The following is a 13,073-nucleotide window of genomic DNA, read 5'->3' on the forward strand; positions in this document are numbered from 1 at the left end:
GATGACCGCATTCAACAAGGTGGTGTGGAGCGAAGGTCTGTTCCTTCGCCCGCAGCACATGCAACAGCAGGATCGCTACACCGAACGCTACGTGGAGTTGCGGGCCGCCACCCTGCGTTCGTACCCCTGGGGGTTCGACGAACTGGAACTCGAGCGCGACCTGCTCGCGATCGGCAAGCTCGGCATTCGTCGCGCACGCGGCGTGTTCCCGGACGGCACGCCGTTCTCGATGCCCGATCGCGATCCGTTGCCGCCGCCGCTGGAGATCGACGCCAACTGGCGTGACCAGGTGATCTACCTGACCTTGCCGCTGCGTTCGCCCGCGCAGGCCGAAAGCCTGTGGCCCGATACGCAGGCGCCGGGCCAGCTTGCCCGTTTCGCCGTGCGTGAGGCCGAGGTGGTCGATGCCTCGGGCAGCACGACGGGGACGGTGGTGCTCGAAGTCGGTGGCCTCAGTACGCGGGTGATCGCTACCGCGCAGGCGCGCGAAGGTCTGGTCGAGCTGCCGCTGGCGCATCTGGTCGAATGTCGCGCCGACCGGCGCGTGGTGCTCGACGACGGCTTCATGCCCAGCGCGCTCGCGTGCCGCGCCTCGGAGCGTCTGACCCTGTTCCTGACCGAGCTGCTCGGTCTGCTTCACCAGCGTGGCGAAGCGCTCGCCGGGCGTGTCGGCGGTGCGGACCGTGCGAGCACGGCGGAACTCACGGACTTCCTCATGCTGCAGGTGGTCAACCGCTACCAGCCGCAGCTGGCGCATCTCGCCGAGGCGCCACTTCTGCACCCGGAGGATCTGTACCGCCTCCTGCTCGGCATGGCGGGTGAACTGGCTACGTTCACCACGCCGGGCAAACGCAGCGTGACGTTTCCTCCGTACCGTCACGACCGCCTGCGCGAGAGCTTCGAGCCCGTGATCGCCGCGTTGCGACTGAGCCTCAGCGCGGTGCTCGAGCAGACGGCCGTACCCGTCCCGCTGCAACAGCGCAAATACGGCGTGTGGGTGGGGACGGTGGCGGACACGACACTGCTCGATGGCGCCTCGTTCGTGCTGGCGGCGAAGGCCGATATCGCCGCTGCGGACATGCGCCGGCGTCTGCCCACGCAGTCGAAGATCGGGCCGGTCGAAAAGATTCGCGACCTGGTCAACCTGCAGTTGCCCGGCGTATCGGTGGCGTCGCTCGCCGTGGCACCGCGGCAGATTCCGTATCACGCGGGCTACCAGTATTTCGAACTGGATACGGCCTCGCCGATGTGGAAGACGCTGCGTACCTCCGGCGGCGTGGCCCTGCATTTCGGCAACGGCTTCGAGGGGCTGGAGCTCGAGTTGTGGGCCGTGAGGACCTGAGCCGATGAACTACGACGAGAGCAACGCGAAACGCGATGCGGACGCCACCGTGGTACGGCCCAGTGCCGCGCGCCAGGACGTGCCCGCCCACCCGCCGGTACGCGAGCGCGAACCGGAGCGTGACCTCGCGCGCAGCGTGCAGGACCTGCCGTCGGCGGGCGGAAATCCGCTCGTTCGCGCCGCCAATCCGTTACTGCTGCTGGCCGCGCAGCTGCGCAACAGCGCGGAAGCGCCCGATCCCGGCCTGCTGAGGGATCGCGCCATCGCCTATATCCGGCGCTTCGAAGAGATCGCCACACGCGCCGGTGCCGACGCGCAGACCTCGGTCGCCGCGCGCTATGTGCTGTGCACGATGATCGACGAGGCGGTGCTCGATTCGCCCTGGGGGGAGCAGACCGGCTGGAGCCGGCAGACCTTGCTCGTGACCTTTCACGGTGAGACCTACGGCGGCGAGAAGTTCTTCGCCATCCTCGACCGGCTGTGCCAGGACATGGTCCGGCATGCCGATCTGGTGGAGCTGATGTATCTGTGCCTGGCCCTGGGTTTCGGCGGCAAGTACCTCGTCGAGCCCGGCGGTGTGGCGCGCCTCGCCGATCGCCGCGAAGACGTCTACCGGCGGATCATGGCCTACCGCGCGGCGACGCCCGTCGCGCTGTCGCCGCGCTGGGAAGGTGTCGATCGTCCACTGAAGCCACGGCGTGGCATCCCCATCTGGATGGCCGCGCTGGTGGCGGTGTGTCTGCTTTGCGGGACGTGGATCTACCTGCATGCACGGCTCAACGGACGTACCGAGCCGGTCAGCGCGAAGCTCGCCGCGATCGGCCTGCGTGGTGTGCCGTTGCCCGTGGCGGCCGCGCCACCGAAGCCGCAGGCGGTGAGCCTGCGTCAGTTGCTGGCCGACGACGCGCGCAGTGGTGCGCTTTCCGTCGACGAGAAACCGGACGGCCAGGCAACGATCCGCCTGGCTGCTTCGGAAATGTTCCCCTCGGGAGGCGCCGATGTGGCGCCCACGCACGCGGCGATGCTGGAGCGCGTCGCCAGGGCGCTGAACCAGGTGCATGGCCGGATCATCGTCGTGGGGCACACCGACGATCAGCCCATCCGCTCGCTGCGATTCAAGGACAACTTCGAACTCTCCGCGGCACGCGCACGCAACGTCAGCGCACTGCTGACGAAGCAGCTGGACGATCCGCGACGCGTGGAGGCCAGTGGGGCGGGCGCCTCGCAACCGATCGCCACGCCGGCGAACCTGCCGGCCAACCGCGCGCGCAATCGCCGGGTCGAGATTCTGTTCGTTCCGGAGGCCGGATGAAACGTTTCAACGACATGTTCCGTCACGTGTGGCTGCGCACGGCGATCGGCATCCTGCTCTGCGCGCTGTTGATCGCCTTCGGCGGACCCTATCTGGGAATCGGCGATCGCCAGCCGTTCGCCAGCGTGGCCGCACGCGTCATCGCGATCGTCGTGGTGGCGGCGGTGTGGATCGGAGTGGTGTTGCTGCGCCAATGGCTGGCGCGGCGTCGCGACCGGCGCATGGGCGATGCGCTGGCCGGCGAAGACGACGCGCGACGCAAGGACGTCGACGCCCGCATCCAGGCGGAGCGGGACAGTCTGCGTGCGCGCTTCCTCGACGCGCTCGCCGTGCTGCGCAAGCGCCGCGAGGGTGGCGGCAAGCTGGAAGACCTGCCCTGGTACGTCGTGATCGGTGCGCCGGGCTCCGGCAAGAGCACCTTGCTCGAGCATTCCGGGCTCGACTTTCCCCTGGCCAGCACGGCGGGCAAGCAGTCCCTGGCCGGCGTCGGCGGTACACGCCAGTGCGACTGGTGGTTCACCGATCAGGCGGTGTTCCTCGACACCGCCGGCCGCTACACCACACAGGATTCCGATCCCGGCGTGGATGCACCGGCATGGCACGATTTCCTGCGTCTGCTGAGCCGGTACCGTCGTCGTCGCCCGGTCAACGGCGTACTGCTCACGGTCAGTGTCACCGAACTGCTGACGATGGACGTGGCGGGGCGGCAACGTCTCGCCGACACGCTGCGCGAGCGTCTGGACGAACTGGGCACCTGGCTGGGGGTGACCTTGCCGGTCTATCTGGTCTTCACCAAGGTCGATCTGGTCGCCGGCTTCCTCGAAGCGGTCGACACGCTCGACGCCGCGGGACGCGCACAGGTCTGGGGTGTGACGTTCACGCCGGAGCGCAGCCTCGACGGCGGTGCCTCGTCGCTGCTCGGCGGCGAGTTCGATGCGCTGCTGGAGCGCATCGATGCGGGGACCATCGAACGCATGCACGCCGAACGTGACGTGCGCCGTCGCGCGAGGATACTTTCCTTCCCGCAGCAGTTGCGTCACCTGCGCGAACTGGCGGTGCCGCTGGCCGCCGCCATCTTCAGCAGTCATGCCTACGGGCGTGCACCCGTGCTACGTGGCATGTACCTGACTTCCGGCACCCAGGAGGGCACGCCGATCGATCGTGTGCTTTCGGTGGTCGGTCATTCGTTCGGTATCCGTTCGTCGGTCCAGGGCACCACGCGTTCGCCACGGCGTACCTTCTTCGTCGAACGACTGCTCAACGACGTGATTCTTCCCGAGGCGGGTTTCGCGGGGTCGGACCCGCAGCGGCTGCGCCGTCGCCGCCTGGCAGAAGCCGGCGCCATCGCGGCGATTGCCGTGCTGACGGCCGGCTTGCTGATCGGCATGTTCACGAGCGCCGCGCGCAACGCGGATTTTATCGCCCGTGTCGACGAGGCCTTACGTGATTATCCGGACGACTCGCGCGTGCCGGTGCCGTCGTCGTTGCGTCAGTACGATGCGCAGGCGTTGCAGCGGCTCGATCCACTTGGCCGCACCGAACAGGTGGCGGCGCAGGTACGCACGGAACGACAGTGGTCGATGCGCTTCGGCCTGTTCCAGGGCGACGCGTTGTTCGATGAAGTGCGTGCCGCGCACGTGCGCGAGATCAATGCGAGCGTCGTACCGGGGCTGGCGCTGCAGTTCCGTGACGGCCTGCGCGATGCGGCGGGCGATCCGCAGCGACTCTATTACGTGCTGAAGGGCTACCTCATGCTGGGCCAGCCGGAGCACCGCGGTGGCGAAGCGCTGTCGTTGCTGGCACGCGAGCGCTGGCGTGAGGTATTCCCGGATGAGGACGGGCTGGCGGATGCGCTCGAAGGACACTTCCGTCTGCTGTTCGACGGGCACGACGGGCTGCGCAGCTTGCCTGTCGACGTCGCGCTGGTGGAAGCGGCGCGTGCCTCGTTGCGCGCGGCGGACCTGGCGACGCTGATCTACGGCGGTCTGAAGCTCGACAGTGAGACGCGTCAGGACATGCCGGTACGCCTGGATCGCACACTCGGGCTGCTTGGCAATGTATTTCGTCGCCGTAGCGGTGCGCCCCTGGCCAGGCCGCTGCCGGCGCTCTACACGCGCCCCGTGTTCGCCAACCTCGTGCAGGAGGGCGGCAGTGCCGCGCTGGGCACGCAGGGCGGGATCGCCAAAGCGGTGGATCGTTTCGTGAAGGATGACTGGGTGTTCGGTGCGACGACGGCGGATCCCCTGCGTCGTGCCTCGCTCGTCGCTCAGGTGCAGACGCTATACGTCGCCGACTACATCCGTGCGTGGGACAAACTCATCGGCGACCTGCAGTTGCAGCCGGTGACCAACGTACAGGAAGCCAGTGGTGTGGCGGCACGCCTGGCCGGGCCGGGGTCGCCGCTGAAGGCCTTGCTGATGCTGGTCCGCGACAATACCAGCGATCTGCTGCGCCAGGCCGCACCGGACGGCGGCGGCAAGGTGGCGACGGTGGCCGAACGCCGGGTGGTCGACCGGGTGAAGAGTCGCAGCGAGATTGCGCGCGTGATCGCCGAAGGCAGCGCACCGGCCGAGCGTGCGACCGTTCAACGTCCCGACGCGACCATTTCCGATCATTTCGCCACGCTCAATCAGTTGACCGATGGCACGCCCGGCAGCATGCCGGTGGATCGCGTGCTCGGTGTGCTGGACCAGATGAGCAAGACGTTGCTGACGCTGCGGCCGGGCGTGGACACCTTCGGACAACCCGACCCCGCTCTGGCGGTGGCGCGGCAGGAGGCCGGTCAGTTGCCTCCGCCGCTCTCGACGTGGCTGGGCAGTCTCGTCGGTTCGAGCCAGAGCCTGGTGAGCAAAGGCGCCGACGGCGCGCTCGCCGATGGGTTCCGTCAGGCGGCGGGCGGGGATTGCTCACGCTTCGTGCAGGGGCGCTATCCGTTCGCGGCAGAGAGCCGATCCGACATCCCGGTGCAGAACTTTGCCGAGCTGTTCGGTAACGGGGGGCGCTTCGACACCTTCTTCAAGCAGACGCTCGCGCGCGCGGTCGACAGCAGTGGCAGCACATGGACGTTCCGCGACGCGGATGGTGCCCGCTCCGGCGGCGCCGTGCTGGCGCAGGCGCAGCTCGCCGACGCGATCCGGCAGGCGTATTTCCGCGACGGCCCCGCGCCACAGGTCGGCTTCACGCTGTCGATCACAACGCCGCCGGCCGGTATCGGTCGCCTGCTGGTGGAGATCGACGGCCAGAAGTTCGAGTACAAGGCGGGCGAGGACAGCGCGCCGGTCGCGATGCGCTGGCCGGGACCGACGCCGGGAAGCACGCGCGTCAGCGCCTGGGACACCGCCGGCAATCCGCTGCCGGTCCTCGAGTACCCCGGCGAGTGGGGCTGGTTCCACGCACTCGATGCCGCGTCGCTCCAGCGGCGTACGGAGACCCGCTTCGGTGCCAGCTTCGGCTTCGGCAGCGTGCGGGCCAATGTCGACATCGAGGCGTCCAGCTTGCGCAATCCGTTCGGCGACACCAGCGTGCGCCGCTTCCGGTGTCCGACATGACGCGGGTACTCGTAGGTTTCCACGGCAAGCTGCCCTGCGCGGGAGATTTCGTGCAGCGCCGTCTGCCGGTCGGCTTCGTGGATCGCTGGGATACCGCGATGCAGGCGGCACTGGCCGGTATCGCCGAGGCGCTGGGCGAGGGCTGGAAGGACCGCTTCGGCGCGGCGCCATCCTGGCGATTCGTTCTGGCCGCACACGTATGCGGGCCGCTGGCGTGGGCCGGTGTCATCGCGTCTTCGCACGACCGCGTCGACCGGCCGTTCCCGCTGATGCTCGGCGCCCCCGTGCCGCGCGGACAGAACGGATGGCCGCGGCCGCCTCGTCCCGCGTGGTTCCACGCGCTCGACGCCGCGATGGAGCGCTCGCGTGATGCGGTCAGCGTGTCGATCTTCGACGCGGTGGTCGCCATGCTTCCCGAGCCGGTCGCGGGCCAGCACGATCTGCCCCGCATGCCCGACCACGCGCGAAGTCTCTGGTGGCGGGACGATGTTCCCGGTGACGGCATCGCCATGTCGGGTCTTCCCGGTGTTCCCGATTACCTGCGCCTGCTCGGCGTCGACCGCCTGGAGCCTTTCGCGTGAGCATGCCCTATGTATCCGCCGGCCGGACGGAGACCGGCCATGTGCGTCGTCACAACGAGGACGCGATCCTCGTCGCCGAAGAACGTGGCCTCTGGGCCGTCGCCGATGGACTCGGCGGCCACAGCGCCGGCGACGTCGCCAGTTCGCTGATCACCGAGCGGCTGCGCGCGTTGCCTCTCGCGCACGACGTGACCGACACGATGGACGCGGTCGAAGACGAACTGCTGCGCATCAATCAGCGTCTGCGCGCGCTCGCCAGCGACAGGCGCGTGGACGCCGTCGCCTCGACGGTGGTGGTGCTCGTACATACGCGCGATCTGGTGGTGGTCGGCTGGGTAGGCGACAGCCGGGCGTACGCGTTTGAAGATGGACGTCTGTGGCAGGTGACCCACGACCACGTGCACGGCGACCGCGCCGACGAGACACGTTTCGGCGCCCAGACGGCGCAGAAAAACGCCGGTGCACTGACGCGCGCGGTCGGCGCGGAAGATCACCTGTTTGTGGACTGGGTGGTCCATCCGCGCCGTCCGGGCACGTGTTTCGTGCTGTGTTCGGACGGCATCAACAAGGAGCTGACCGATGCGGAGATCGAGGTGCACTGCCGGCGTCATTCCGACCCGGCCGGCCTGATCGATGCGCTGGTCGGTACGGCATTGAATCGCGCCGGCAGGGACAATGTATCCGCCGTGGCGATACGACTGGACGATTACGAGGAGTCGCACCCATGACGCAGCCTCCTGGCGACGACGAAACTCGCGTGCTGCCGCTGTCGCCGTCGGCACCGACCCGCGCGGACGACGACGATGATGCGACGGTGTTCAAGCCGCTGCATGCCCAGGCCGGTGACGGCGCGGCATCGTCCGCGGCTACGACGGCATCCGCATCGCAGGGCACCGGCGATACCTGGCGCCGCATGTCCGGCATGGCCGAAGGCGAGCGCATCGCCGTCGGCAGCCTGCTCAAGGGTCGTTTCCTCATGGAGCGCGAACTCGGGCGTGGCGGGATGGGCGTGGTGTACCTGGCGCGCGATGAGCGCAAGGTCGAAGCACGCGACCGCGATCCGTATGTCGCGATCAAGGTGCTCAACGACGAATTCCGCAAGCATCCGGACGCACTGATCGCCTTGCAACGCGAGTCGCGCCGTGCGCAGCATCTGGGCAACGACCACATCGTCCGTGTGTACGACTTCGACAAGGACGGCAGTAACGTCTTCATGACGATGGAGTACGTCGAGGGCGACGACCTGCGCACGGTCATCCGCTCGCGCGCGCGTGACGGTATGCCGTTCGATCAGGCGTGGCCCCTGATCGACGGTATGGGCGAAGCGCTGTCCCGCGCGCACGCGGCGGGTATCGTGCATTCGGATTTCAAGCCGGGTAACGTGATGATCACGCCATCCGGCGTTGCCAAGGTGTTCGACTTCGGCATCGCGCGCGCGGGTCAGATCGGCCTCGAAGCGGCCGACGACCGCACCGTTTTCGATGCTGGCACGCTGGGTGCGATGACCCCCGCATACGCCAGCCTGGAGATGCTCCAGGGTAGGTCGCCGACCCCCGGCGACGATGTGTATGCGTTCGCCTGTGTCGTGGTCGAACTGCTCACCGGGCGCCACCCTTTCGACAAGGAAAGCGCGGAAGAAGCCATGAACGCGGGGCGTCGTCCGCCCGCGGTACCGGGACTGGACAAGCGCCAGTACAAGGCGCTCTGTGACGGGCTGGCGTTTACGGCGGATAAGCGCACGCGCGACATCGGCGACCTTCTGGCCGGCCTGCGCAAGCGGCGCTGGCGCGAACGTGCGACGCCGTGGCTCGCCGGGGCGGTGTTGCTCACGGTGGTCGCGGTGGGCTTCGCCTGGTATGGCGCGATGCGGATCCACCAGCAGCATGTCGTCGACACATTGCGGCGTTTCGGCCCCGGTCAGGCGGACGGTTTCCGCAACGAAGACGACGCGCGCGTCGCCCTGGCGGCGCTCGATGGCGACGAGCGTCGTCGCGTCGTGGTCGATGGCGCGGACGCCATCGACGGTTTCCTCGTCCGGCTGGTGGCGAACGACTGGGATCCCGCGCATGGCCGCTACGACTACGCGGGGGCCCAGGAAGCGTTCCGTCTGCGCGGTGAACTGAAGACCTTCGCACCGCGTCTGGACCGTCGCCGCGAAGAGGTGGCGCACGAACGCGACGACGCGCTCAATCGACTGGATACATCACTGAGCCAGGCCATGCTGGCCAATCGGCTTACCGGCAGCGGCGACGACGCGGTACCGGCCATCCTGACCAGGATCCGCGCCATCGATCCCGCGAGCCCCTTGCTTTCCAGCCCGGAGCTGAAACTGAAACTCGCCGCGGTCGCACCGGCGTCGACCGCTGCGCCACCGCCCACGTCGCCTGATATCCGCGCCGCCGAGCAGGCGTCGAGGCTGGAGTCGCTGCGACGCGCTTCCGCGGCAGGGGATCTCGACAAGGCCAGCGACAGCTTTCGCCAGCTCCGCGCGACGCAGGACGGCACGGGAAGCGTGAACGACGAAGCCGCCGATCTGCTGGCGCACGCCTATCTGGGGGCGGCCCGTGCCGCCTGCGCCGCCGGGCATTGGAAAGAAGCGGCCGATCGTATCGCCGCGGGCGTTACCCAGCTTCCGGGGCGCGCCGACCTGGCCGCCGCGAACAATCGCTACCAGCTGGCGCTCGCGGTGATGACGGCTGCCAGAGCGCCGACCGTCACGGCGGCCGATCAGGACGGATTGCGTAAGCGGGTCGAAGCGATGGGCAAGGAGGATCCGGAAGGCCTTAAGGATCTGGAAGCGGCCATGGCCGCGTCGAAAGCGCTTCCGGACGGCTCGCTGGCCAATGTGGTGAAGAAACTGCGGACGGTGGCGCCGGTCGCCGATCCATGCGCACTGCGCGGGCTGGCAGGCAGCGGGCGCGAATGTTTCGACACGTTTTCCGCTGGCGCCCACGGCCCGGCCATGGTCGTCGTACCTCGTGGCCGCAAGCCGTTCGCGATGATGCGTACCGAGGTACACATCGCCGATCTCGACCAGTTCTGCCGTGCCACGCGGACGTGCGCGATCAAGAAGGACAACCCGCTGACCGATCCCGCGCGCTCGATCGACGCGGCCTTCGCCCGCCGCTATGCGGCGTGGCTGTCGCAGGTCAGCGGGCACGTGTATCGCCTGCCTAGCGAAGACGAGTGGCTGCTGGCCGCGCGGGCGGGCGAGAACTGGGATGCGAAGGAATCCAACTGCGGCGCTTCGTCATCGGGCCTGGGACGGCTGATGCGCAGCGACGAACTGACCAGCAAGGGCATCGTCAATCCATGGGGACTGATCGATATGACCGGTAGTGTCTGGGAATGGGTGACCCGCGGCGACGCGCTGGTGGTGCATGGTGGCAGTTTCCGAAGCGGTCCGGCGGTCTGTTCCGTCGCCAGCGTGCGCCCGAGCAACGGCTCGCCGGAACGGGATGTCGGCTTCCGGCTGGTGAGGGACATCAAATGACGGCATGGGAGCGGAGCGTCAATCGCGAGCTGAGCGACCTCAACGACGCCCACAGTGCGGCGCGTATCGATACGCCTGAGTATCGTCGTCGGCGCCGTGCGCTGCTCAATGCGACGTTGCGGCAGGAGGGCACGGCATCGCATACGTTGCGCCGCCCCGCCGCGGCGACGTCCCTGAGCATCCGCGCCGTTCGCGACATGCCGACGCGCCGCGCGATGGTGCGCTCGCGGCGAAGTCTGCGCGGCATCGCCTGGTGGGTGGGCGCGGGGGTCGTGGGTGCTGGAGCGGTCGTCTGGCTGCTGCTGTTTCCGCCATTCTGACGCCGGATCCACACACGTCACGGGTTTTCGTCGTCCCCCGCCAGCGACTGGAATTCGGACAGGCCACCCGGCGCGAGCGTCCGCAGCAATTCCGCGAAACTCAGTCCCACCAGGCGACTGGCGCGGCGGAGTAAAGGCGGTACGGGACTCGACGGCTCGTGCCGCGCATACCACGCGCAGATCTCTTCGAGCATCCGTAGTACGTCGTCGGTGTTGCGCACGGGACCGCGTGCGGCGACATGCTCCGTCTCCGGACGGATGGCGTCGCCTTCTCCCGCGGCCTCCGCGTCCTGGCTGGCAAGGGCTTCCGGTGCACGCGACGCGACCTGTGCACGCAGGAACAGATGCAACTCACGCAGGTCGCGTTCGAGCGTGTCGAGGTCGGGGCCGGCACCTGGCGTGCGCATCTCGAACACGTGTCCGATCGCCTGTACCTGTGAGACGGCCTCAGCAATCGCAGCGTCCGTCGCCAGCAGTTCCGCGATGTCGACGTGCTGCACGACGGCGTCGACGATCTCCTGCGAGACCGCCCCGTCGTCCGCCGTCGGTGCGTCGCCCGGCTTCAGCGTTCCGTTGAGCAGACGCAGGTCGCGCAGGGAGAATGCTCCGATGCGTTCGGCGCGCAGGAGTGGGGTACCGCGCAGATAGCCAGCGGTGCCATCCACCGCCGAGAGCGACGCGAGCGCATTGATCCGCTCGGTCGGATCGTCGCCGTCGAGGCGCGGGTGCACGTCGTCCCAGTAGCGCTGAAGCAACCCGGCGATGAGGCCGATGCTCGCCGCCCAGGCTACGACACCGGCGGTCTTCAGCCGTGCGTTGCCCAGGTGAACGGCGACCCGCAGATCGTGCGTACGCCCGGCGACCTGTTCGGCCTGTCGCGCGACGTCGCGCCAGTCGGGTTCCTCGGCCTGCTTCACGGTATCGCCGATCGCGCGCTCCGGCCGGGGTGCCGCCAGGCTTTCCAGCGTGAGGAAGGCGGCGTCGTATTCGAGATTGGGGCCGCATGGCGCTTCGGCGTCCAGCGGTTCCAGCAGGTGATCAGTGGTATCCGTCACGGAGATGCTCCAGTGGAGGGAAGGGATAGATCTGGCCGCCCGTATGCCGCGTGGGATGCAGTCCACGGCTGATGCGCGTGAGTTCCTCGCGTAGCCATCGGTGGGCCGGTTGCTTGTCGAGCCGGCTGTGCCAGGCCATCGCCAGCGCGGTGTCGGGGATGTCGAAAGGCAATGCGTAAGCTTCGATACCCGCGCCGAGCGAATCGAACATGCTCTGCGGCACCGTGCAGACGAGATCGGTCGCATTGAGCATGGGGCCGATGCTTTCGCCGTTGGATGCGGAGACCAGGACGTCGCGCGTCAGGCCCCGTTGCTTCAGGTGCTGGTCCAGCAGACCTTCGAGGCGGCCCGAGGAGGAAACCACCATGTGGCTTAGCGAGCAGTATTCCTCGACGGAGAGACGGTGCGTGCCACGCGGGTGCCCCGCACGCTGCACCATGACGAACTCGTCGGCCATCAGCTGGCGCATTTTCAGCGAGCTGGGTACGTCCTCGTTCGGAACGAGCAGGATGTCGATCTCGCCGCTTTCGAACAGGCCGAGCACGTCCTGGTCTTCGTATCCCGCGCGGAACGCCACCTTGAGGGCACGGTTGCCTTTTTCCTGAAAGGACTGAATGAGGGGAAGCGCGAAGGTCCCCACGGCGCTGGTCGAGCCGGCGATACGAAACGTGGCCGCATCCCGCACGGGATCGAAGACACCGCCCGGGTCGGCCAGCGTGCCGAGTTGTGAAAGCGCGTCGCGCAGCGGCGCAGCCATTTCTTCGGCTTTGGGCGTGGGCACCATGCCGCGACCCGTTTCGGACGGAACGAGCAGTGGGTCGTTGAACAGGCGGCGAAGCCTCGCCAGTTGCGCGGAAAGCGCAGGCTGGCTCACGTGAAGCTTCGACGCCGCGCGGGTGACGTTACGTTCCTCCAGCAGCATGTCGAGAGAGACGAGTAGGGGCAGGTCGCTCGGTTTGAGATTCATGAATACCGCTGGTCAAACGCGTCGGGGAAGCGCGCAGGTGGCGGGAAAGCAAACGCACCCTCGGGTTGCGCTGCGGCTATTTGTCAGTCAATTCGATGCGCGACGTGAGTCGCGTCATCGCTAACGCAAATTCCTTCCGTGCCGGGGTTTATACGTGGATACATAGGTCATGACATCGTCCACCCGCAGTTGCGTAAACCTGGCCCGAGCGTGACGGGCAAGTGTGACATCCTGACAGTCATGACCGACCATACGCAGCCGTCCGTTTCGTGCGGAACGCGTTCTTGCGATGGACTTCGCGTTTTCGCCATGCACGAAATCGGTGACCGACGGCCGTCAGAGTCAGGGAGGGGGATGTCCGTGACCTGCGTCGCACAACCGCGTGCGGCGAAGCCTCGTCAGGGTGCGTTCATGCCCTGGGCTTCGTCTGGAATTAGCCGTCTATTTGCGTGCTT

General features: G+C 67.7%; 9 protein-coding genes. 7 read left to right on the top strand and 2 right to left on the bottom strand.

Going from position 1 to position 13,073, the window contains the following annotated elements; translation table 11 throughout:
• The first annotated feature begins 1 nt into the window (after position 1).
• The 7 genes from tssK to FA85_RS15915 are packed head-to-tail and all read left to right on the top strand — an operon-like array spanning position 2 to position 10,596.
• Entirely contained in the window at positions 2-1,342 is a 1,341-nt protein-coding gene (tssK, locus tag FA85_RS15885) for a type VI secretion system baseplate subunit TssK (RefSeq protein ID WP_036115031.1), read from the top strand.
• Between the two features lie 4 nt (positions 1,343-1,346).
• Positions 1,347-2,654, top strand: coding sequence for a type IVB secretion system protein IcmH/DotU (gene icmH / locus FA85_RS15890; RefSeq protein WP_036115029.1), 1,308 nt, complete (start codon positions 1,347-1,349; stop codon positions 2,652-2,654).
• Positions 2,651-6,202 carry a type VI secretion system membrane subunit TssM gene (gene tssM, locus FA85_RS15895; protein ID WP_051943882.1) on the top strand — a complete coding sequence of 1,184 codons (3,552 nt, stop codon included), beginning with the start codon at positions 2,651-2,653 and terminating at the stop codon, positions 6,200-6,202. The genes icmH and tssM overlap by 4 nt, the downstream gene beginning before the upstream one ends.
• On the top strand, positions 6,199-6,783 hold the full coding sequence (gene tagF / locus FA85_RS15900) for a type VI secretion system-associated protein TagF (protein ID WP_051943880.1): 585 nt from the start codon (positions 6,199-6,201) through the stop codon (positions 6,781-6,783). Before tssM ends, tagF begins: the two co-directional genes overlap by 4 nt.
• Entirely contained in the window at positions 6,780-7,511 is a 732-nt protein-coding gene (locus FA85_RS15905) for a PP2C family protein-serine/threonine phosphatase (protein ID WP_036115027.1), read from the top strand. The genes tagF and FA85_RS15905 overlap by 4 nt, the downstream gene beginning before the upstream one ends.
• The gene (locus FA85_RS15910) at positions 7,508-10,276 is read left to right on the top strand and encodes a bifunctional serine/threonine-protein kinase/formylglycine-generating enzyme family protein (protein WP_036115026.1); all 2,769 of its coding nucleotides are present in this window, start codon (positions 7,508-7,510) and stop codon (positions 10,274-10,276) included. The genes FA85_RS15905 and FA85_RS15910 overlap by 4 nt, the downstream gene beginning before the upstream one ends.
• Positions 10,273-10,596 (top strand): hypothetical protein, encoded by a 324-nt coding sequence (locus FA85_RS15915; RefSeq protein ID WP_036115023.1) that lies wholly within the window; start codon positions 10,273-10,275, stop codon positions 10,594-10,596. Before FA85_RS15910 ends, FA85_RS15915 begins: the two co-directional genes overlap by 4 nt.
• A 17-nt stretch (positions 10,597-10,613) precedes the next feature.
• Here FA85_RS15915 and tssA read toward each other — a convergent pair whose 3' ends face one another.
• Positions 10,614-11,651, bottom strand: coding sequence for a type VI secretion system protein TssA (gene tssA, locus FA85_RS15920; protein WP_051943878.1), 1,038 nt, complete (start codon positions 11,649-11,651; stop codon positions 10,614-10,616).
• Complete coding sequence (locus FA85_RS15925; protein ID WP_081907554.1) at positions 11,635-12,618, bottom strand: LysR family transcriptional regulator; 984 nt, start codon at positions 12,616-12,618, stop codon at positions 11,635-11,637. Before FA85_RS15925 ends, tssA begins: the two co-directional genes overlap by 17 nt.
• Positions 12,619-13,073: the final 455 nt, after the last annotated feature.

Source organism: Luteibacter mycovicinus (assembly GCF_000745235.1).
Classification (GTDB): domain Bacteria; phylum Pseudomonadota; class Gammaproteobacteria; order Xanthomonadales; family Rhodanobacteraceae; genus Luteibacter; species Luteibacter mycovicinus.

Bases quoted from the DNA above. Each gene is read 5' to 3' on its own strand.
- tssK (WP_036115031.1), top strand. From the start codon at position 2: ATGACCGCATTCAACAAGGTGGTGTGGAGCGAAGGTCTGTTCCTTCGC.
- icmH (WP_036115029.1), top strand. From the start codon at position 1,347: ATGAACTACGACGAGAGCAACGCGAAACGCGATGCGGACGCCACCGTG.
- tssM (WP_051943882.1), top strand. From the start codon at position 2,651: ATGAAACGTTTCAACGACATGTTCCGTCACGTGTGGCTGCGCACGGCG.
- tagF (WP_051943880.1), top strand. From the start codon at position 6,199: ATGACGCGGGTACTCGTAGGTTTCCACGGCAAGCTGCCCTGCGCGGGA.
- FA85_RS15910 (WP_036115026.1), top strand. From the start codon at position 7,508: ATGACGCAGCCTCCTGGCGACGACGAAACTCGCGTGCTGCCGCTGTCG.
- FA85_RS15915 (WP_036115023.1), top strand. From the start codon at position 10,273: ATGACGGCATGGGAGCGGAGCGTCAATCGCGAGCTGAGCGACCTCAAC.
- FA85_RS15925 (WP_081907554.1), bottom strand. From the start codon at position 12,618: ATGAATCTCAAACCGAGCGACCTGCCCCTACTCGTCTCTCTCGACATG.